Raw genomic sequence first — 20,064 nt, forward strand, 5'->3', positions numbered from 1 at the left:
ACATGAGCGCCGCCCGGTTCTATGTCGGCCTCATGTCCGGCACCAGTCTGGATGCCGTGGATGCTGTACTGCTGCAGATCAATGCCTCGGGCCGCGCCCGGGCGCTTGACTGCGCTTCAATATCTCTACCCGCCGCCTTGCGGGCAGAGTTACTGGCTTTGAACGCCCCCGGCCAAGACGAACTTGGCCGCGCTGCGCTGGTTTCAGCCGAATTGGCCCGGCTTTATGCCGACACCGTACGAAAGTTGCTGGAAAAAACCGGCGTTTCCCCTTCCAACATCGCAGCCATAGGCGCACACGGCCAGACAGTACGCCATCGCCCCGACCTCGGCTACACCATTCAGTTGAATGCTCCCGCCTTGCTTGCCGAACTCACTGGCATTGATGTCATCGCCGATTTCCGCAGCCGCGACATTGCCGCCGGCGGCCAAGGCGCTCCACTGGTGCCGGCCTTTCATGCCGCACAGTTTGCCTCGGAGCAGGCCAGGGTCATCCTGAACCTGGGAGGCATAGCCAATATCACCGTGCTGGGAACAGACGGCTCTACCCGTGGTTTTGATACCGGCCCGGCCAATATGTTGATGGACGCCTGGGCGCAACGGCATTTACGCCTGCCATACGATGCCGACGGCGCCTGGGCCGCATCGGGGCAAGCTCGGCCGTCGTTACTGGACAATATGTTGGCGGACCCCTGGTTTGCACTGCCTCCCCCCAAGTCAACGGGCCGAGACGATTTCAACCTTGAGTGGCTCCACATCAAGTTGCAAGAAAGCTTTGGCGCAGATCAAGCAGCCTGGCCTTCTGCTGCCGATATCCAAGCCAGTTTGCTGGCGCTGACCACACAAAGCATAGCGAATGCCATACGTACTTATGCGCCGGAAGCGGAGCAGGTGTTGGTATGTGGTGGTGGAGCAAGAAACAAGACGTTGATGTCGGCGCTGCAAGCCGCCCTGCCCTGTTCGCTAGATAGCACGGACAACCACGGCCTACCTGCTCAATGGGTGGAAGCCGCAGCCTTTGCATGGCTGGCCTGGTGCCACGACACCGGAAAACCTGCGGGCCTTCCAGACGTGACAGGCGCCCGCAAGCCCGTCATATTAGGCTGCAGGCACCTGGCTTAAAAACAATAACGCCGCCGCTAAACAGCTACGGCTGGTTCAAGGCGCGAAGGACGAGCCACAACCGCAAGTGGTGTTGGCGTTGGGGTTGCGAATAACGAACTGAGCGCCATCCAAGTCGTCTTTGTAGTCGATTTCAGCACCGACCAGATACTGAAAGCTCATGGGGTCAACCAGAAGCTCGACCCCTTCTTTCAGAATGGTGGTGTCGTCATCATTAACGGTTTCGTCGAAAGTGAAGCCGTACTGAAAACCAGAACAGCCCCCGCCTTGCACGAAAACTCGCAGCTTGAGTTGAGGGTTGTCCTCGTCTTCCAGCAACTCTTTGACTTTGGCCGCTGCCGCGTCAGAAAAGAAGATGGGAGAAGGAGGCGCCTGAAGATCTACAGATTCAACAATATTGCTCATAGAGAACTCCGGCAGGGTTAAAGCCTGCACAAATTTGATTCTTAAACTACTATAGCACCCGCTGGCTGCCAAATGCAGTTAGTCTTCCACGGGCAAATCCACACTACGTGACGTGCGCAACACATTGCCTTCCAGCACATTCAGCGTCACAGACTTCAGATCAAGGCCAGCAGGCACCGTAAGCAGCCCACTGCTACGCTGGAAATCGGAAAACTCCAATTTCAGAGGTTCCTGGGCAGCAGCGTCAGACTCCTGGGCCGCACTATCAGGCTCGTCACCCGTTGACGGCGCCGTCGCGATAGATAACGGTACGCTGACTTCCTCGCCCGCTGCAATACCCGATGCGACGAACTGCAGGCTGCCCTCAAAGGGCGTGTCGTTGGAGCCACTACGCATCAGTAACGCTCTGTACTTCAGGTGGGGGCCTGCACGCTCAAAATCAAGAGCGCGTATGGTAACAGCCCCTTGCGGACCGGGCGGGATCAGTTGTTCGTAGAACGCCAGCGAATTCTGGGCCTTACCAAGATCTTCCTGCAAAGTACCAACCACGCTCTCCAGCCCTCGGCGGGTACTTTCCTCGACCAATAAGCGCCCCTCAAGTGCTGCAACCATACTGTTGGCTTCCAGCAGCTTGCCACGTGCGGCTGCGAGGTCCTGTTCATAAGCCTGAGCGCGTGCCTGAGCGGCTTCGAGAGCCGGCCGCTCAAACATAAAGAAGACTATGGCGCCCCCCACCACAGCACCAACCAGCATAGCAATGATGAGCGCGAGCCGACGCCCCATTGCGAAGCGCCCGCCGCCTTTGCTTGGCAACGTCGTCACCTGAGTGTTCGGCGCGACCACCACCGCAGTACGTTCGTTATGAGTAGGCTGTCCCATGGGGGTTATAGACCCGCCTCAGGCGTTGGAGTTCCGTAACAGCCCTACAAAAAACCGCCTTAGGGCAGAACGGCAATATGCTCCAGGCCGGTCGTTTCTGGCAAGCCGAACATAAGATTCATGTTCTGTACTGCTTGGCCCGACGCCCCCTTTGTGAGGTTGTCCTGCACAACAAGAATGATGAGGCGATCGCCGCCATCGGGGCGGTGCACAGCAATACGCAAGTAGTTAGATGCGCGCACGCTGCGGGTTTCCGGCAGGCTGCCAGCAGGCATCACGTCGACAAAGGGCTCACCCGCATAGAACTGCTCAAACAGCGCTTGGAAATCGGTATCGAGCGCCGAGGGATTGATACGCACATGCAGCGTAGAGAACATGCCGCGAATCATTGGCACCAGATGAGGCGTGAATGTCAGCCCCACGGGTTGACCTGCCAGCAATTCTAATTGCTCGGAGATTTCAGGGTGGTGGCGATGGCCCATTACGCCATAGGCCTTGAAGTTATCAGCCGCTTCGGAAAACAGCGAGCCTACGCTCGCCCCGCGGCCCGCTCCCGACACCCCGGACTTACAGTCGGCAATAATGTGGCCGGTATCAATGCGCACATGCCCGTCGGCAAATAATGGAGCCAGACCCAGCAGCACGGTGGTAGGGTAGCAGCCCGGGTTGCCCACCACACGCGCTTTTGCGATGCGCTCTCGGTTGAGTTCTGACAGGCCATAAGCGGAATCTTTCAGGATATCGGGACAGGCGTGCTGCATCTTGTACCAGCGCTCGAAGCTGGATAGATTCTGCAAGCGGAAATCCGCGGCAAGATCAATGATGCGCACACCCGCTGCGAGCAGTTTTTCGGCCTGTTCCATGGCTACGCCGTGTGGTGTGGCAAAAAAGACTACATCGCAGTTCTCAAGCCCGGCAGTGTCAGGAGTCTGGAATTTAAGATCCACCCGCCCACGCAAGCTAGGATACATGTCAGCGACCGGCACGCCATCTTCCTTGCGCGACGTAATAGCCTGCAAATCGACGTTTGGGTGCTGGGACAGAAGCCGCAACAGCTCTACACCGGTGTACCCGGTTCCCCCTACAATTCCAACTTTGATGCGCGAATCAGCGACCGATATCATTGTGATTCCTGAATCCATGAAACATTGATGTTGTTTTATTATGCACCACGAATCAGGTATCTGCACTTCAGTTTGCGCTGAAACAAAGACCCTCAATTTGTTTCACGCTTCAATAGGTCATCGACAACGATTCACGCCAAGAGGGGGATACCTGCTTGGCAACCCTTAAGAAAAGCATAACGCTTACACAAAACGGAGCCATATCATGGAACGACGTGCATTCTTGAAAAACGCAGGCATCGGTGCTGTCTCTGGTTCACTCGCTGTTGCCGCCGCTGCGGCTCCCGCAGCTGCCGCTGCAAACACAGCCAATAACGGCAAAAAAGCAGTCAGCCTCACACCGCCCCCCACCACCTCCTACACCGCAGACGAAATCGCTAAGCTGCCGCGCGTCAAGGTTGATCTGGTCGCTCCACCCTTTGTGCATGAGCACGAGCAGATTGCTTCCGGCGGCCCCCGCGTTGTTGAGTTCCGTATGGTCATCGAAGAAAAAGAGATGGTCATCGACGACAAGGGCACCACGATCTGGGCTCAGACCTTTAACGGCAGCATGCCTGGCCCGACTATGGTTGTGAGCCAGAACGACTACGTCGAACTCACCCTGGTGAACCCGGCCACCAATAACATGCCGCACAACATTGACTTCCACGGCTCCACCGGCGCCCTGGGCGGTGCAGCGCTGACCAACGTCAACCCAGGTGAAGAGGTTGTTCTGCGCTTCAAGGCTGACCGCGCCGGCGCCTTTATTTACCACTGCGCACCCGAAGGCATGGTGCCATGGCACGTTGTGACCGGCATGAACGGCACGCTGCTTGTACTGCCACGCGACGGCCTGAAGGATGCTTACGGTAACACCCTGAAGTACGACCGCATTTACACCATAGGCGAACACGACCTGTACGTTCCTAAGGATGAAAACGGCAACTACAAGAAGTACAACAGCCTGATCGAAAGTTATGCCGATACCACCGAAGCCATGCGCGGCCTGATTCCCACGCATGTGGTCTTCAACGGCAAAGTCGGCGCCCTCACCGGCGACGGCGCACTGAAGGCAAAAGTTGGCGAAACGGTGCTCTTCGTTCATGGCCAGTGCAACCGCGACACACGCCCTCACCTTATCGGGGGTCACGCAGACTGGTTCTGGCCGCTGGGCAAGTTCTCGAACACACCTGTGCGTGACATCGAAACCTGGTTCATCCCAGGCGGTGCCTCCGCTGCGGCCATCTACACGTTCGCCCAGCCTGGTGTATATGCCTACGTGAACCACAACCTGATCGAAGCCTTCGAACTGGGCGCAGCAGGTCACGTGGTGGTAGAAGGCGATTGGAACCACGACCTGATGACTCAGGTGGTTGCCCCCCGCCCCATCTCCAGCTAACGCCGGCCAGGCACCGAAGCACACACTTCGGTGCCCGCAACACCCTGATAGCCGACACTCCAACAGGTGTCGGCGAATTTTTTGGCCGTTGTTGACGTCTTGCTATGCCAAAAGAACCCACAAAGAAAGAACCCCTGACATTGGCCAGGGGTTCTTTCTTTTGTGGGTACCAAAGTACCCATGCAGGCGACAATTAGCGCTTGCTGAACTGCTTGCGGCGACGTGCCTTGTGGAAACCGACTTTCTTACGTTCCACTGCGCGGGCATCGCGAGTCACGAAACCAGCTTGCTTGAGCTCAGGCTTGAGCGTTTCGTCGTAGTCGATGAGTGCGCGGGTGATGCCGTGACGCACTGCACCTGCCTGACCGCTTTCACCGCCACCGTGCACGTTGATATGAAAATCGAACGATTCGAGGTGGTTGGTGAGCGTGAGAGGCTGACGCACAATCATGCGGCCGGTTTCACGGGCGAAGTATTCGTCTACGGGCTTGCCGTTCACAATGATGTTGCCCGAACCTTTTTTCATGAACACGCGGGCGACCGAAGTCTTGCGGCGGCCGGTGCCATAGTTCCAATTACCGATCATGACCTGTCCTTAGATATCCAGAGGTTTGGGCTGCTGTGCAGTGTGCGGATGCTCATTGCCAGCATAAACCTTGAGCTTCTTGGCCATGGCATAACCCAGCGGACCCTTGGGCAGCATGCCCTTGACGGCCTTCTGGAGCGCACGACCAGGAAAACGCTGCTGCATTTTCTCGAAGTTGGTTTCGGTGATCCCGCCCGGATAGCCGGAGTGACGATAGTATTTTTTGTCGAGTGCTTTGGCGCCGGTCACGACAATGTCGGCGGCGTTGATCACGACAATGTAGTCGCCGGTGTCAACGTGAGGAGTGAATTCTGGTTTGTGCTTACCACGCAGACGGTGTGCGACTTCGCTGGCCACACGCCCGAGGACTTTGCCTTTTGCGTCGATCACGTACCAGTCACGCTTGACTTCATGCGGCTTGGCCACAAAGGTCTTCATGATGGTTCCTAAATAAAATAATGAAAAAATTTCCCCAGAACACCTATACGCCAAGGCGTTGTGACCCGCCCGTGCGAAAAAACCGGCACCCTGAAAATCGGGAAAGCCTTGAATAATAACACGAAACCACCCATGCAAGGGTGGTTTCGCGTACAGATACGCAGACTTGCCCCTCTAGTGGCCAAAGCAGAAGCCAGGCGCTGGGCCGGTAGTACGGCGACTACTTGGCCCGCGAGAGGAACCGCCTGCTTATGAGCGGCGTTGCGCTGCCAACGCTGCACCCAGGTAATTGTCGAACGTACCTTCAGCGACACGATGCCATGGGATGTTGTTATCGCGGAAACCCATGTAGCTGTCGTAGATCTTCTTGAAGCGGGGATCGCGGTTGTTGAATTCCTCGAAGAGCTCGTTGGAGGTCTTGAAGGCAGCGTCCATGACGTCGCGCGGGAAGTTGCGCAGTACCGCTCCCGCAGCAATCAGGCGACGCAGTGCGTCGGGGTTGGTGGAATCGTACTTGGCAACCATGCTGCTGCCGGCCGCACGGGTCGCAATATCGATAAGCGATTGGTATGCCTTGGGCAGTTCGTTATAAGCACTGTCGTTCACATACAGCGAAACCTGTGCGCCGCCTTCCCACCAGCCGGGAGCATAGTAGTACTTGGCCACTTTCTGGAAACCCAGTTTTTCATCATCGGCCGGGCCTACAAACTCAATGGCGTCGAGTGTGCCTTTTTCCAGTGAGGGGTAGATATCGCCTGGCGGAATCTGCTGGGGAATGACACCCATACGCGACAACACTTCACCCGCAAAGCCTGCTGTGCGCATTTTCAGACCCTGAAGATCAGCCACAGAGTTGATTTCTTTGCGGTACCAGCCACCCATCTGCGTGCCAGTATTGCCAAACGGGAAGTTGATGATGTTGTGTTCGCCGAACAGTTCGCGCATCAGCGCCATGCCTTCGCCTTCGTACATCCACGCATACATCTGGCGGGCATTCAGGCCAAACGGAACACCGGTATCAAAGCAGAAAGACGGGTCTTTGCCGTAGTAGTAGTAAGAAGCCGTCTGGCCGCATTCGACGGTGCGGTTGCCAACAGCTTCCATCACCTCAAAGCCCGGTACGATTTCACCGGCCGGGTACAGGCGGATGGAGAAATTGCCATCGGAGGCTTCTTCCACAAACTTGCAGAACATCTGTGCAGTGCCGAACAGTGCCGGCAGCGATGGCCCGTAAGTGGTGGTCATCTTCCAGTTAATTTTGGGATTGCTTTGGGCGATTGCCGGCGCGCCAATAGCTGCCGTGCTGGCGACGGCGCCAAGCCCCGCTTTCTTAAGAAATGAACGACGCTGCATTGATTGATTCTCCTATTCCAGCATCCGTTTAATGATAATTGTTAGCGAAAGCCACAGAAACTCTTCCGACCTCAGGGATACTACACCGTGACAAGATGTTTGTGTGCATGACTAAGGGGATACCGCAATACCAGCAGGCCGATTTTGATGGAAATCCCCTCAAATTCCAGCAATAGACATCTGCTCTATCAATACTGAACCTGTGCGCTTGGCCCCACGGGTGTAGGCATCGCTGCCCACCGCCACGATCTGCCGCAGCATGTCGGCCAGGTTGCCTGCGATGGTGTTTTCCTGCACCGCGTGTTGAATTTGGCCATTTTCCACCCAATAACCAAAAGCGCCGCGGGAATAATCGCCAGTGACATAATTAACGCCCTGCCCGATGAGTTCAGTAACCAACAGGCCGGTTCCCATCTTGCGCAACATGGCATCCAGGTCGTCGCTGTCTCGGGTGAGGCGCGAACGCAACTCAAGGTTGTGCGACCCACCGGCATTCCCTGTGCTGGGCAACCCCAGCTTACGGCCGGTGTAGCTAGACAGAAAATACCCCTGCAGCACGCCGCCCAACACCACTGAGCGGGGCGTGGTGCGTACCCCTTCCGAGTCGAAAGGACCACTTCCCGAGGCCGCCGACACCCAAGGGTTTTCGTAGAGATCAAGATGGTCGGCCATAACCGACTTACCTACTGCATCCAGCAGGAAGCTGGCTTTGCGGTACAGTGAGCCGCCACTGGCCGCCTGAACGAGAGAGCCGATCAACCCCACCGCCAGGGGGGCTTCGAACAATACTGGGAAGCGGCCCGTTTTAATGCGGCGTGCCGATAAACGCGCCAAAGCACGCTTTGCGGCATAACTCCCGACGGCCTCAGGCTCGGCTAGCACGCGCCAGTCGCGTGTCGAGCTGTACCAGTAATCGCGCTGCATGCCGCTACCTTTTCCGGCTATGGGCGACACCCCGATATTGTGACGGCTGTATGGATACCCCCCCATGAAGCCTGCGGTATTTCCCATTACGAAGTGTCCTTCGTAGGTATCGACCGAGGCACCATCTGTATTGGTGATAAGGCTACTTTCATCGCGCGCCGCCCTCTCTACCCGCACGGCTAGAGCGGCAGCTTCGTCGGAGCCGATATCCCAGGGATGGTGCAGTTGCAGATCCGGGTGAGGCCCCAAGGCCAGACGATCGCCATCGGGCAGACCCGCACAATCGTCCTCTGCGGTGAATTTGGCAATATGCCACGCCGCATCAACCGTTTCACGCACTGCCTTAGGGGAAAAATCGGATGTAGAAGCCGAGCCGCGACGCTTGCCCGCATACACTGTGACATTCAGCCCCCTGTCGCGCGTCTGCTCTATAGTTTCAATATCGCCACCGCGAACCGACACCGCCAACCCTTTGCTTTCAGAGACTTCGGCAACCGCATCGCTGGCCCCTTGCTTTTTGGCGTGCGCGAGCGCGTCGGAAACAAGTTCGCGAAAATGGGCTTGTTGCTCTGCTATCGGCAGGGACGCCGCACGTTTATCACTCATCGATGCTCTTTTCAGTATCTTGGGAGCTTTGAAGGGGTTCTGGCGTCAGTTTGCCGCCCTGCCAGCTCAAAGCTTCCCTTGTGTAAAGGATTTCGCAGTTATCATAGCTGCACATAACGCGTATTGTAGTCAGCCATGACCCATTTTTCCCCCAATCCCCAGGAAGAGGATAACGCCGCTTCCTTGTACGACCGTCCTAGCAAATCCCAGGTGAAACGGGACATGCTCGCCTTGACCGACCTCGGCAAGCAACTGGTAGACCTGTCCGCCGAGCGCTTGCGCAAGCTGGAACTGCCCCAAGACCTCTACGACGCCATCGTACTGGCGCAGCGCACTAACAGCCGCGAGGGCAAACGCAGGCAAATCCATTATGTCGGCAAGCTCATGCGTACCCTGGACGCTGACGTCGCTGCGGCGATTCGCAAACAGCTCGACACTTGGGCGCATGGTTCGCGCGAAGAGGCCCGCGCACAGCACCGCCTGGAAGCGCTGCGCGACCTGCTTTTAAGCGATGACAACGCCTTAACCGAACTGCTGCAAAGCAGTGCGGTGCCCGACGTGCAACAGTTTCGCGCCCTTATCCGCGCGGCTCGCAAGGAAGCGCAACACAACGCGGCCCTACAGCCCGGCCACGACCCTCAACGTAAACATTACCGCGCCTTGTTTCAGGCGCTAAAAAACCTGAATCTGGAACCATGACCGACACTGAAAACACGCTGCTCGAACATATCGAAATCGAAACCGGCCCCGAGCCACGCTATTCCGTCATCTGGATGCACGGCCTGGGCGCCGACGGCAACGACTTCGTGCCCGTTGTGCCTGAACTGCAACTGGGTGACTTCGGCCCGGTGCGCTTTATTTTCCCTCACGCGCCCGTCCAGCCCGTCACCATTAATAACGGCATGTCCATGCGCGCTTGGTACGACATCTATATGCCCGACCTTGTGCGCCGCGAAGATGAAGCAGGTTTGCGCGCTTCGCAGAAAGCCATTGAAGCCTTGATCGCCCGCGAAAATGCTCGTGGCATTCCAACAAAACGTATTGTGCTTGCGGGTTTCTCGCAAGGTTGTGCCATCTCATTGCAGACCGGCCTGCGCCACCCTGAAAAACTGGCGGGAATCATCGGGCTGTCTGGCTATCTGCCCCTGGCTGCCATGGCTGAAAACGAACGACACCCGGCCAACCAAAACACGCCGATTTTCCTGGCCCATGGCACCATGGACCCTGTCGTTGCGTTCGAACGCGCTCAGGCCACCCTGGAAGCCTTACAGAAGATGAACTATGACGTGCGCTTCAAGACTTACCCCATGCCGCACTCGGTTTGCCTTGAAGAAATTCACGATATCGCCGCCTTCTTGCGAGAAGTTCTGAAATAAGCGCTTTACACGCTCCAGGCCTGGGTTTCGCCTAAATCCAGCCACACGCGCCGCATGCTGGGGTCGTCTTCGTCGGGGTCGATACGAAAACCCAAATGAGACATCAGACCCAGCATCGGCCGGTTGGTGCCCAACACCAGACCGTCAATGTAGGTCAGGCCTTGTTCCTGGGCCGCTTCAATCAAACCACGCATTAACCGCGAGCCCAGCCCGCAGCGCTGCCATTCATCGCCAATCACCAACGCGTACTCCGCACCACGACCATCGGGGTTACGCAAATAGTGCGCAAAGCCAATAATGCGCTCGACCAAACGACCACGCTGGTCGGGGTTGGGCTCTTGTATGGTGGCTACCAGGGCCAATTCACGGTGATAGTCGATCAAGGTATAACGCGCCAGCATGCGGGGTGTCAGTTCTCTCAGCATGGAAACAAAACGCATATAGCGCGATTCATCTGAAAGCCCGCGGATGAACTCTTGTAAGGGTTCGGCATCTTCGGGCCGTATTGGCCGCAACATCCACTCACGACCATCTCGCATTTGACGCATCTGCACCATATGTCGCGGATAGGGGTGAATCGCCATATGGCTGTAGCCTGTCGTTTCGGGCAACACCAGCATGGAAGCGCTGGCCAGCTTGACCCCGACGTTTGTCGCTACCAGCGCATCGCCTTCAACATACAAAGGGTTGATTTTCAGAGATTCAATAGCCGGGACATCTGACACCAGCAAGGAAATACGCTCCAGCGCTTCGCGCAGAAACTCGAAAGCCGACGGTGTCATGGTGTGCACCAGCGTGTTGTCCCAGTACGCGCTGCGTTGCACTAACTGACGTGCCAGATAGGCATTAAGCGGAGGCAATTCAACCGCCATCTCGGCACGCGAAAGTATTTCCAACCCACGCCCGAAACTGATGCAAGGCCCGAAAATCGGGTCGGTGTGAACATGTATGGCCATCGCTGCCGAATCGTCTGGCGCGGTGTCTGGAGCGGTTTCGACCAGCCGGATAGGAATGTGGAAGCACGCCAGCAGCTGGGTGACTTCTTCAGAAGTTAATTCCAGCCGCCCCTGCCTTTGCGCTTTGCGAACAAGGTCTCGCGCCCCTGCTTCGTCGGGCGGCGTACTGAGCGGCTCCGGCGGCAGAATCTGCTGCGACAGCGTTTGGCTGTAATGATAGGAAGCCAGTATGCCAAAGGCGTTGGCGGCGGATTCCGGCGTACGGAAAGCAGGCGTGCCTGCTTCGTCCAAGACATGTCGCAAGCGACGCATGACTGCATCGCCCATCAGGCAACTGACGATGGGCTTCTTTGAGGCGGGCGCCACGGCAGCCAATTCGTTGACTACGGCTTCGAGGTCGGCAAGCGGATCGGGAGACAGCAAGACCAGCACACCATCCACGGCTTTGTCTTCCACCAGGATATCGAGCATCTGGCGCATACCCTGCGCGGTAAAAGGCGCGAAGCTCACCACCGGGTTGTCTACACGCGCGCCTTTCTCAAGCAGTTCGCTAAGCGCTTTTTTGCTGGCAGAAGTCAATTCGGCTCGTAAAACCGAATCACTCGCCTTCATGACGTCCAGCGCCAATCGGGCCGCCCCTTCGCCATTGGATAGCAGCGCAATCCGCTTGCCTCGCGGGCGGCGGGTGTGGACCAGCACTTTAATAGCCGAAAACAACTGCACCATAAAGCGGATACGCACCGCCCCCACACGTCGCAACAAGGCATTGAATGCCGCCACATGCGCTGGATCACGGTCAAGCGGTTCTTCCGCTTTCAGGACAATCAGCGGTTTAACGCTGGCCGCCGCCCGTGCCGCACTTGTGAACCGGCGTGATGAGGTAGCCTCTTCCAGATAAAGCGCAATGCTGTCTGTGCGCGCGTCCATGGCCAGGTAATCAAGGACTTCCGCCACGTCAATCGCGCCTTCATCCCCTACTGAGATGACTGCGGAAAACCCCAGGTGCGCATCGGCGGCCCAATCCAGTACAGCCGCCGCAATACTGCGCGACTGCGTGACCAGCGCTACACGCCCGGTCAGAGCGCTGTGTGGATGGTGGCTGAGGTTCATGCCTAGATGAGGGCGCTGCACACCGAAGGAGCGCGGCCCCAGCACCAAACAACCGTGGAGCTGGCTCCAATTACGGACATACTCAAGATCGTGCAGCGGATCTTCAGATTGTTCGGGGTGCGCCAGCACCACCACCATCATGGGGCGGTAGCGCGGCAAGCCGTCAAGCACTTGCTGCAGCAGGCCGGGCGGCACGCAAACCAGGGTGAGATCCAGCCTTTCACCGTGTGGCACACCCGCCAGCTGTGCCGGCCACTCGTTGTTTACCGCCTGGCTGACGGTGACACTGGTGACAGCGTTGTGCAGCCTTGCAGGCGTTACGGTTTCTACCGGAAGCTGCCGGTCGGACACCACCAGAATGGCGCGAGGCTCAAACAAGGCAGCCAGCCTATGACGCAGCATGATTTCGTTTCCCTTTGGACTTTTCAGGCTTACTCTAAAATACTGTCAGCACCTTGCCAACCTTGCCGTCGTCGCAATGCGACGCCGACCTCTTTTTGACATGACTACTACACAAAACGCCGTCCGCACCCGCTTCGCTCCCTCGCCCACAGGTTTTCTTCACCTGGGGGGAGCCCGTACCGCCTTGTTCTCCTGGGCTTTTGCCCGCCACCACGGCGGCACCTTCGTGCTTCGTATTGAAGATACAGACCTTGAACGTTCTACCCCGGAAGCTGTACAAGCCATTCTAGACGGCATGCAATGGCTGGGCCTGACTGCCGATGAAGGTCCTTTCTACCAGATGCAGCACATGGACCGCTACCGGGAAGTCATACAGCAAATGCTGAAAGACGGCACAGCTTACTACTGCTACAGCACCCCGGAAGAAGTCGAAGCCATGCGCGAAAAGGCTCGCGCAGCCGGGTTGAAGCCCCGTTACGATGGCACTTGGCGCCCTGAGCCGGGCAAAACGCTTCCCGAAATCCCCAGCGGCCGCCAGCCGGTGGTGCGTTTCCGCAACCCACAAGAAGGTGTCACGGCCTGGAACGACATGGTGAAGGGCCCCATTGCTATCGACAACGCCGAGCTTGATGACCTCATCATCGCCCGCCCCGATGGCACACCCACTTATAACTTCTGTGTGGTGATCGACGATTGGGACATGCGTATCACCCATGTGATTCGCGGCGACGACCACGTCAACAACACCCCGCGCCAAATCAATATTTTGCGCGCCCTGGGGGCCGAGCTTCCTGTTTACGGCCACTTGCCAATGATTCTCGGCCCCGATGGCGAAAAGCTTTCAAAACGCCACGGCGCAGTCAGCGTCATGGAGTACGACAAGGCAGGCTATCTGCCTGATGCCATGGTGAATTACCTGGCGCGCTTGGGCTGGAGCCATGGCAACGACGAAATCTTCAGCCGCGAACAACTAGTCGAATGGTTTGATACGCGCAACCTAACCAAGTCAGCCGCTCAATGGGACCCTAAAAAACTGAACTGGGTGAACGCCCAATACATCAAGCAAAGCGACGACGCCGACCTCGCTACCCGAGTCGCTCCTCGCATTGCTGCTCTCGGCGGCGACCCGAACGCTGCCGATCTGACCGCCGTCATGGCCCTGCTGAAAGACCGCGCCGAAACCTTGAATGAACTGGCCGAAGGCGCCCTGTTGTTCTGCACGCCTTATAAACCTGCTGACGCCGAACTCATGGCGCAGCATGTGGATGACGACGCCCGCAAATTGCTGGCCGACTTCGCTGCTCAGGCCCGCGAGCTGCCGGAATGGTCTGCCGAAAGCATTGATGCGCTGATTAAAAACCTGTTGGCTTCGCATGGCGTAAAAATGCCCAAACTGGGCATCCCCCTGCGCCTGGTAGTCACCGGCCAGAAGCAAACCCCGGCTATTGGCCAAGTATTGGCTATTCTGGGCCGCGAACGCGTACTGGAGCGTCTGGCCGGCTGACACCCGCCGCTACTTACCAAGGCAAGCGGTAGTCTGGCGGCATACGCCTGGCATCCAGGCGTACGCCGTCGGATGACTGTAACTCCAGGCTATCGCCTGTTTCTTGGATGATCTGGTAACGGTTAATGTAAATGGGGTCTTGCGGGTCAACAGGCGAGCCGTTGGATTCGACCGTACGCAAAATCAGGGTTCGCCCCTCGCGCTGCCAGCAGCCGGTCTCCGCCAAACCCTGGGGCGCTTTACCTCGGCGACTAAGTTGCTCGCCGTAGCTCATCGTGCCATCAGCACGCAGCACAATATGGGTGCGCAGTTCGCCTGCCACCCCTGCCTGCTTGCGCACGCTCAACCAATTACCGATCAAAGCATCATCGGCGACAGCAGAAGTGCAACGGGTATCTATAGGCTCTGCGGTGTCTGGTCGTGGCGCAGTGCAACCGGCCAGCCCTATCGCCGCTAGCATGACCAAGGCCGACAGAAATCCTTTGCGCATAGTAATTGCCAGGTTGAGTGGTGACCTTTGAGAAGTAAACATATCTGGCTCTTGATATCACATGGTGGCACGATAGAATGGCCGGCAGCAGAACGCAACTTTTATGAGACAGCCGGCACTGAAACCCGACTAATCGCGCTTGTGAACCGGAATAATGCTTGGTAGGCGTTTCTGCTTCAGTTAGACTTTAAATCGAATCACACTCCAAGGAGCACTGCCATGGCCAAAGCCACCAAGGCCGCCAAGGTAACTAAGAAAAGCGCCAAGAAAGCCGCCAAATCGGGCGAGGCCACAGTAAAGGCCGCGGCAAGCGAAACAGCCACTAAAAAAACAGCAGCAAAAACCACACCTGTAAAAGCAGCAGCAAAAAAAACACCGGTAAAGGCAGCCGCTAAGAAAGCTACGGCCAAAACCGCAACCAAAGCAAGTAAAGCGGTTAAAGCGCCTGCTAAAACAGCGGCAAAGAAAGCAGTCGCCAAGAAAGCCGCCGGAAAAACTGCTGCCGCCAAAACCACACCAACCTCAGCCGTAAAAAAAGTCGCCGCTGCAAAGAAAGCTGCCAAGTCCACGGCGGCCAAAGCAACCAAAGCCGCGACGAAGTCATCCAAGAAGGAAGCCCCGATGACTGACATCCCTATTGAAAGCCAATCAGCCAAAAGCTCTTCTATCAGCAAAGCCGCCGCTAAAGCTGCCAAGAAGTCCGCTGTTGCCACACCTGCCAAGAAAACGCGCAATCCTGCCGCTTCCTGGCCATTCCCGACTGGCAACCGCCCGTAAACGGTCTTTCTTAGCTGCTACAGCCAATTTCGCCCGCCCGGCTTTAACCCGGGCGTTTTGGCTTGAAGCGAGAAACTCGGCCGGGTAGGCCGAGTTTCTCCCCTCACACAGAGCCTCTGCGGCACCGTAATTAAGTGCTCAATCGTAGTAGGTAACGATACGTTTGCCGCCAATGTGGTGAACTTCAAAAGGTGTGCAGTAGATTTCCTCCAACACATCAGCGCGGATGATCTCTTCCGGCGTGCCCTGCCGATGCACCCGACCGTTTTTCATCGCAATGATACGGTCAGAATACGTAGACGCAAAATTGATGTCATGCAGGACAATAACCACGGTCTTGCCCAAATGTCGCGCCGCTTGCCTGAGAATCTTCATCATGCCCGTGGCATGGCGCACATCCAGATTGTTCAAAGGCTCATCAAACAGCGTGTAGTCAGTACCCTGGCATAACACCATGGCGACGAACGCCCGCTGTCTCTGGCCACCCGATAGTTCATCAAGAAAACGGCCTGCGTAATCCTGCAAGTCAAGGTGAACAATCGCTTGCTCAATGTGACTGACGTCCTCTGGCGTCAGCCGACCCTTTGAGTAAGGGAAGCGACCGAAGCTGACGAGATCGTAGACCGTCAGACGCGCCGCGATATGGTTATCCTGCCTGAGGATCGCCAAACGCTTGGCCAGCTCGCTGGTGAGGGTTGTCGTAACGTCCATCCCATCCACTACTACGCTACCCGCCGACATTGGCGTAAGTCGCGCAATCATAGACAGCAAGGTGGATTTACCCGCCCCATTCGGCCCGATGATAGACAGCACGCCCCCTCTGGGCAGGGTGACCGAGACATTATCGACAACTACGGTATCGCCATAGGTTTTGCTGACATTCGATACTTCGATCACCGCATGGCTCCTCTTAACACCATGATAATGAACACCACGCCACCGATAAATTCGATGATGATGGACAGCGCGGTATTGAACTCAAACAGCCGCTCCAGAATGGTCTGGCCTCCAACCAGGCAGATAATGCCTAATAGGATGGAAATCGGCAGAATGTACCGGTGACGACCATCGCGCGAAATCACGTGCGCCAAGCTGACCACCAATAGGCCAAAAAAAGTAATTGGCCCGACCAGAGCGGTAGACACCGCCACCAACATGGCTACGACCACCAAAATAATGGCAACCGTCGCCTTGTATGGCACACCCAGGTTGATGGAAACCGGTCGCCCCAAAGTCAAGACATCTAGATAGGGCATGACTCTCAGGCCGATGAGTGATGCCAAGCCCACAATGGCTGCCGATACGCCCAGCAGGGTTTTATCGACGGTATTAAAACTTGCAAAAAAAGTATCTTGCAGAACCAGAAACTCGTTGGGATCGAGCATGCGCTGCATCAACCCTGACAAGCTCCGAAAAAACACACCGCACACAATCCCCACCAGAACCAACAAATGAAGACTGCGGTTTCCACTTAAGAACAACCACTGGAACAAAATGCCGGAAAAAGCCGCCATGATCGCCACTTCAATGACAAACTGCAGCCTGGCATCCAGGGTAGTGAGAGCCTGCGAAGTGAAAAAGAAAACGATAAAGGTCTGAATCAGAATATAGAGCGCGTCAAACCCCATAATTGACGGCGTCAAAATACGATTGGCCGTCACCGTCTGGAACAACACGGTAGAGACGGCAATCGCATAGCCCACCAAGATCAGAGCCACCAGCTTGGCACCCCGAAACGGCAGGATGAAACCCCAATTGGAATTGGCGCCTATCGTCATAAAGCAGACAATGGCGACGAGTGCGAGGACAGACAGCACTGCGATGGCGCGCCGTGGCCGAGCACTTGTCTGCGGGCGCACCGAATGTGTAGTTGGAGTGATTGAATCAGCGGGCGTCATAGGGTTTTCTCAACAGCAGATAAATGAAAACACCGCTACCAATGACCCCGACCACAATGCTGATCGGTATTTCATATGGCGCCCGCACCAGCCGCCCAAAAATATCGCAAGCCAGCACAAAACAGGCCCCGCCAATCGCAACCCAGGGGACCGAACGGCGCATATTGTCGCCAATGAGCAGGCTGACTACATTGGGCACAATCAAACCAAGAAAGGGCACCATGCCTACCGTAACCACCACACAGGCCGTGACCACCGCCACAATAATGAGCCCCAACGACACCACCGCGTTGTAGTTCAGCCCCAGACTGGTTGTCAGGTTCTGCCCTAGCCCGGCTACTGTAAAGCGATCAGCGGCTACCCACGCGAGCACCATGCCCACGAAGCCGATCCACAACAATTCGTAGCGGCCACGCAAAATGCCTGAAAAATCGCCCATTGACCACGCCAGCAACGACGCCAGCATATTGAAGCGATAAGCGAAAAAGGTGGTGACGGCCCCGATCACACCGGCCAGCATGAGGCCGATCAGCGGCACGAGCAACGGATCACGCAGGGGCACTAAACGCAGTATGCGTAAAAATAAGGCGGTGCCCGCCAGCGCAAAGATAGCCGCCACCAGCATTTTTGCGGTGATGGGCCAATCAGGCGCCAATAAGGTCACGGTCAGGAAGCCCAAGCTTGCAGACTCCACCGTGCCAATCGTCGACGGCTCGACAAACCGATTGCGTACGATCATTTGCATCACGAGCCCGGCGATTGCCATGGACGCGCCCGCAAGAATGACCGCCAGCGTACGCGGAATGCGGCTGGACAGCAGTATCTGAACCGAGCGGCTTTCCGGGCCGGAGGCCCAGAGCGACGCGATGGAAACGTCGCTGACTCCAATGAAAAGAGACGTGACCCCCAGCCCTAACAGGCAGAGGATGCCTAGCAGCAGAAAACGCAAGCGCTAATCCTTAGTTGTTACAACAGGCCGGCGCTTACTTGGAGGCCGAAACGGCGTCAAGAACCTGATCAGCCAGCGTCATGACAGAGTGATAACCATGCATGACGGTATACGCTGCGATGGGGTCCAGATAGACAACGCGGTCGTTTTTCCAGGCGTTGGTTTGACTCACCAGCTCGTTATCCAGCAACTGCTTGGCCGCGCCTTCCCGCCCGATGCCAGCATCGCGATCAATGACAAACAGCCAATCGGGGTTGGTTTCAAGAATGAACTCGAACGAGACAGCGTCGCCGCCGTGGAAACGGTCGTCGATATCCTCTAACACTGGCTTAAAGCCGGCTTCGGAATACACCCAGCTGACGCGTGAGCGCGGCCCATAAACGCCCAGCTTCCCGGCATTGGTTACCAGCACAATGGCCTTGCTTTCATTGTTTGCCGTTGCCGCACGCAACTGCTCGAACTTTTCATCGATAGACGCATTCAGCTCTGCAGCGCGCTCCTGCTTGGCGAAGATGTCGCCCAAGGTAGAAATATTGCGCTTCACGTTAGTGAGGAAGTTGGCGTTATCGACCGTCAGGTCGATGGTGGGCAAAATCCGATTCAGGTCGCCAAACTTCACTGCCGAGCGCGCACCGACAATCATTAAGTCGGCTCCTGCCGCCGCAATCGCCTCGTAATTGGGCTCTTGCAAGGTACCTGTATTGATGTATTCCTTGCCTGCATACTGCTTGAGATACGGTGGGAACAACTGGGCGGCGCGGGGCACGCCGGCAATTTCCACGCCCAAAGCGTCAAGAATATCGATGACAGCAATATCCTGCACCAGGACTCGTTCGGGTGTCTCCTGCAAAACAAGTTCACCTTGCGCGTGCTTGACTACGATTTCCTGCGCTGCCCCGGGAGCCACTCCCAGCCCCCAAAGCACTGCGGCGCTGAACAAGGTACCCATGATGCGCCGGGCGCGATTGGTCTTGGTCATACTGATTTCTCTGCTAGCGTGTGGCCTGACGATCGATCCCCTCTGAAAAAACGAGGCAATCAGACGAACCCTGTACGCAAATGATAACGATTAGCAATTGTATCATTGATCAAATTTGTTCTGTCGGAACGAACGGATTTTTGTAGATGAACAAGAAGAACATGAACGATATTTCCGCCACTATCTCATGCGACAATGTCACATTCCGAATTTCCCCGGTAGGCAATCATGTTCAGCGATGTGCTGTATTTTGTACTCAACGTCCTGTTCTCACTCTTTGGCATCGCGCTCATCATCAGAGCTTGGATGTACGCCATCCGGCTGCATCCCTTCAACCCTTATTCTCAAGCGGTACTGCGCGCTACAAACTGGCTGGTCAGCCCATTGCGCAATGTAATCAAGCCTTCAAACCGGCTCGATTGGCCCTCGCTAATAGCCTGCTGGCTGACTGCTCTGGTTTATCTACTGCTGATGTGGCTGATTCTCACTAGCCAGTTCCCCTCCGGCGAGGCTCTCGCTCGCTCGCTGGTAGCGGCGGTCGTCACAATGGCTAAATGGGCGTTCAATCTGGTGCTGTGGGTCACATTAATTCAGGCGATATTGTCCTGGGTGAACCCCTTGGCGCCCATTATGCCCCTGCTGCAAACGCTTACCGCGCCTTTGCTGGACCCAATCCGCCGCCTCTTGCCCGATCTCGGAGGGCTTGATCTCTCGCCGCTGGTGCTCCTGGTGTTGGCTCAAATAGCCATCATGGTGCTGCAGCGTTTCGCTTTCACGCTTTTCGGTGTGTAGATAATTCATTAGACATG

Annotated in this window: 20 protein-coding genes; 7 read left to right on the plus strand and 13 right to left on the minus strand. The window is 56.5% G+C overall.

The genetic code is table 11. The features are described 5' to 3' along the window. Nucleotides 1-2 precede the first annotated feature (2 nt). On the plus strand, nt 3-1,121 hold the full coding sequence (locus VRY85_RS11650) for an anhydro-N-acetylmuramic acid kinase (RefSeq protein WP_414598767.1): 1,119 nt from the start codon (nt 3-5) through the stop codon (nt 1,119-1,121). Nucleotides 1,122-1,157: 36 nt separating this feature from the next. Here VRY85_RS11650 and erpA read toward each other — a convergent pair whose 3' ends face one another. The 3 genes from erpA to argC form a co-directional block, all read right to left on the minus strand. Beyond that, a complete protein-coding gene (gene erpA, locus VRY85_RS11655; RefSeq protein WP_414598768.1) occupies nt 1,158-1,526 on the minus strand; it encodes an iron-sulfur cluster insertion protein ErpA in 369 nt (122 codons plus the stop codon). A 78-nt stretch (nt 1,527-1,604) separates the two neighbouring features. Continuing rightward, the gene (locus VRY85_RS11660) at nt 1,605-2,405 is read right to left on the minus strand and encodes a DUF6776 family protein (protein WP_414598769.1); all 801 of its coding nucleotides are present in this window, start codon (nt 2,403-2,405) and stop codon (nt 1,605-1,607) included. A gap of 59 nt (nt 2,406-2,464) precedes the next feature. After that, the gene (gene argC, locus VRY85_RS11665) at nt 2,465-3,529 is read right to left on the minus strand and encodes an N-acetyl-gamma-glutamyl-phosphate reductase (RefSeq protein ID WP_414598770.1); all 1,065 of its coding nucleotides are present in this window, start codon (nt 3,527-3,529) and stop codon (nt 2,465-2,467) included. A gap of 205 nt (nt 3,530-3,734) precedes the next feature. Between argC and nirK the strand changes: the two genes are divergently transcribed. Beyond that, a complete protein-coding gene (nirK, locus tag VRY85_RS11670; RefSeq protein WP_414598771.1) occupies nt 3,735-4,907 on the plus strand; it encodes a copper-containing nitrite reductase in 1,173 nt (390 codons plus the stop codon). 193 nt (nt 4,908-5,100) lie between these two features. Here the strand turns inward: nirK and rpsI are convergent, their stop codons facing one another. The 4 genes from rpsI to pmbA form a co-directional block, all read right to left on the minus strand. Then, nucleotides 5,101-5,493: a 30S ribosomal protein S9 gene (gene rpsI / locus VRY85_RS11675; protein WP_414598772.1), complete on the minus strand. Its 393-nt coding sequence runs from the start codon at nt 5,491-5,493 to the stop codon at nt 5,101-5,103. Nucleotides 5,494-5,502: 9 nt separating this feature from the next. Beyond that, a complete protein-coding gene (rplM, locus tag VRY85_RS11680) occupies nt 5,503-5,931 on the minus strand; it encodes a 50S ribosomal protein L13 (protein ID WP_414598773.1) in 429 nt (142 codons plus the stop codon). Nucleotides 5,932-6,180: 249 nt separating this feature from the next. Beyond that, nucleotides 6,181-7,284, minus strand: a complete 1,104-nt coding sequence (locus VRY85_RS11685) for a TRAP transporter substrate-binding protein (protein ID WP_414598774.1) — start codon at nt 7,282-7,284, stop codon at nt 6,181-6,183. 159 nt (nt 7,285-7,443) lie between these two features. Next, nucleotides 7,444-8,814, minus strand: a complete 1,371-nt coding sequence (pmbA, locus tag VRY85_RS11690; protein ID WP_414598775.1) for a metalloprotease PmbA — start codon at nt 8,812-8,814, stop codon at nt 7,444-7,446. Between the two features lie 135 nt (nt 8,815-8,949). Here pmbA and yjgA point away from each other — a divergent pair, with 135 nt between their 5' ends. Both yjgA and VRY85_RS11700 read left to right on the plus strand, forming a co-directional pair. Then, a complete protein-coding gene (gene yjgA, locus VRY85_RS11695) occupies nt 8,950-9,513 on the plus strand; it encodes a ribosome biogenesis factor YjgA (RefSeq protein ID WP_414598776.1) in 564 nt (187 codons plus the stop codon). Continuing rightward, nucleotides 9,510-10,190, plus strand: a complete 681-nt coding sequence (locus VRY85_RS11700) for an alpha/beta hydrolase (protein WP_414598777.1) — start codon at nt 9,510-9,512, stop codon at nt 10,188-10,190. The genes yjgA and VRY85_RS11700 overlap by 4 nt, the downstream gene beginning before the upstream one ends. Nucleotides 10,191-10,195: 5 nt before the next feature. Here VRY85_RS11700 and VRY85_RS11705 read toward each other — a convergent pair whose 3' ends face one another. Further along, a complete protein-coding gene (locus tag VRY85_RS11705) occupies nt 10,196-12,658 on the minus strand; it encodes a GNAT family N-acetyltransferase (protein ID WP_414598778.1) in 2,463 nt (820 codons plus the stop codon). Between the two features lie 100 nt (nt 12,659-12,758). Between VRY85_RS11705 and gltX the strand changes: the two genes are divergently transcribed. Next, the gene (gene gltX / locus VRY85_RS11710) at nt 12,759-14,162 is read left to right on the plus strand and encodes a glutamate--tRNA ligase (RefSeq protein ID WP_414598779.1); all 1,404 of its coding nucleotides are present in this window, start codon (nt 12,759-12,761) and stop codon (nt 14,160-14,162) included. 13 nt (nt 14,163-14,175) lie between these two features. Here gltX and VRY85_RS11715 read toward each other — a convergent pair whose 3' ends face one another. Then, nucleotides 14,176-14,652, minus strand: a complete 477-nt coding sequence (locus tag VRY85_RS11715; protein ID WP_414598780.1) for a hypothetical protein — start codon at nt 14,650-14,652, stop codon at nt 14,176-14,178. Between the two features lie 219 nt (nt 14,653-14,871). Between VRY85_RS11715 and VRY85_RS11720 the strand changes: the two genes are divergently transcribed. After that, entirely contained in the window at nt 14,872-15,429 is a 558-nt protein-coding gene (locus VRY85_RS11720; RefSeq protein ID WP_414598781.1) for a histone, read from the plus strand. 138 nt (nt 15,430-15,567) lie between these two features. On the opposite strand, the gene VRY85_RS11725 is transcribed toward VRY85_RS11720, so the two are convergent. The 4 genes from VRY85_RS11725 to VRY85_RS11740 all read right to left on the minus strand — a co-directional run bounded on the left by VRY85_RS11725 (nt 15,568) and on the right by VRY85_RS11740 (nt 19,255). After that, nucleotides 15,568-16,326 carry an ABC transporter ATP-binding protein gene (locus tag VRY85_RS11725; RefSeq protein WP_414598782.1) on the minus strand — a complete coding sequence of 253 codons (759 nt, stop codon included), beginning with the start codon at nt 16,324-16,326 and terminating at the stop codon, nt 15,568-15,570. Next, nucleotides 16,323-17,246, minus strand: a complete 924-nt coding sequence (locus VRY85_RS11730) for an iron chelate uptake ABC transporter family permease subunit (protein ID WP_414598783.1) — start codon at nt 17,244-17,246, stop codon at nt 16,323-16,325. Before VRY85_RS11730 ends, VRY85_RS11725 begins: the two co-directional genes overlap by 4 nt. A gap of 67 nt (nt 17,247-17,313) precedes the next feature. Beyond that, entirely contained in the window at nt 17,314-18,276 is a 963-nt protein-coding gene (locus VRY85_RS11735) for an ABC transporter permease (RefSeq protein WP_414598784.1), read from the minus strand. Nucleotides 18,277-18,310: 34 nt separating this feature from the next. Further along, the gene (locus VRY85_RS11740; RefSeq protein ID WP_414598785.1) at nt 18,311-19,255 is read right to left on the minus strand and encodes a siderophore ABC transporter substrate-binding protein; all 945 of its coding nucleotides are present in this window, start codon (nt 19,253-19,255) and stop codon (nt 18,311-18,313) included. Between the two features lie 228 nt (nt 19,256-19,483). Here VRY85_RS11740 and VRY85_RS11745 point away from each other — a divergent pair, with 228 nt between their 5' ends. Next, complete coding sequence (locus tag VRY85_RS11745) at nt 19,484-20,047, plus strand: YggT family protein (protein ID WP_414598786.1); 564 nt, start codon at nt 19,484-19,486, stop codon at nt 20,045-20,047. The last annotated feature ends 17 nt before the right edge of the window (nt 20,048-20,064 follow it).

The organism is Achromobacter sp. F4_2707 (assembly GCF_047501535.1).
Taxonomy (GTDB): Bacteria; Pseudomonadota; Gammaproteobacteria; order Burkholderiales; family Burkholderiaceae_B; genus Yanghanlia.

Coding starts and splice junctions, on each gene's coding strand:
- gltX (WP_414598779.1), top strand. CDS start 12,759: ATGACTACTACACAAAACGCCGTCCGCACCCGCTTCGCTCCCTCGCCC.
- VRY85_RS11740 (WP_414598785.1), bottom strand. CDS start 19,255: ATGACCAAGACCAATCGCGCCCGGCGCATCATGGGTACCTTGTTCAGC.
- yjgA (WP_414598776.1), top strand. CDS start 8,950: ATGACCCATTTTTCCCCCAATCCCCAGGAAGAGGATAACGCCGCTTCC.
- erpA (WP_414598768.1), bottom strand. CDS start 1,526: ATGAGCAATATTGTTGAATCTGTAGATCTTCAGGCGCCTCCTTCTCCC.
- VRY85_RS11700 (WP_414598777.1), top strand. CDS start 9,510: ATGACCGACACTGAAAACACGCTGCTCGAACATATCGAAATCGAAACC.
- nirK (WP_414598771.1), top strand. CDS start 3,735: ATGGAACGACGTGCATTCTTGAAAAACGCAGGCATCGGTGCTGTCTCT.
- VRY85_RS11720 (WP_414598781.1), top strand. CDS start 14,872: ATGGCCAAAGCCACCAAGGCCGCCAAGGTAACTAAGAAAAGCGCCAAG.
- pmbA (WP_414598775.1), bottom strand. CDS start 8,814: ATGAGTGATAAACGTGCGGCGTCCCTGCCGATAGCAGAGCAACAAGCC.
- VRY85_RS11715 (WP_414598780.1), bottom strand. CDS start 14,652: ATGCGCAAAGGATTTCTGTCGGCCTTGGTCATGCTAGCGGCGATAGGG.
- argC (WP_414598770.1), bottom strand. CDS start 3,529: ATGATATCGGTCGCTGATTCGCGCATCAAAGTTGGAATTGTAGGGGGA.
- VRY85_RS11660 (WP_414598769.1), bottom strand. CDS start 2,405: ATGGGACAGCCTACTCATAACGAACGTACTGCGGTGGTGGTCGCGCCG.
- rplM (WP_414598773.1), bottom strand. CDS start 5,931: ATGAAGACCTTTGTGGCCAAGCCGCATGAAGTCAAGCGTGACTGGTAC.
- VRY85_RS11745 (WP_414598786.1), top strand. CDS start 19,484: ATGTTCAGCGATGTGCTGTATTTTGTACTCAACGTCCTGTTCTCACTC.
- rpsI (WP_414598772.1), bottom strand. CDS start 5,493: ATGATCGGTAATTGGAACTATGGCACCGGCCGCCGCAAGACTTCGGTC.
- VRY85_RS11705 (WP_414598778.1), bottom strand. CDS start 12,658: ATGCTGCGTCATAGGCTGGCTGCCTTGTTTGAGCCTCGCGCCATTCTG.
- VRY85_RS11650 (WP_414598767.1), top strand. CDS start 3: ATGAGCGCCGCCCGGTTCTATGTCGGCCTCATGTCCGGCACCAGTCTG.
- VRY85_RS11685 (WP_414598774.1), bottom strand. CDS start 7,284: ATGCAGCGTCGTTCATTTCTTAAGAAAGCGGGGCTTGGCGCCGTCGCC.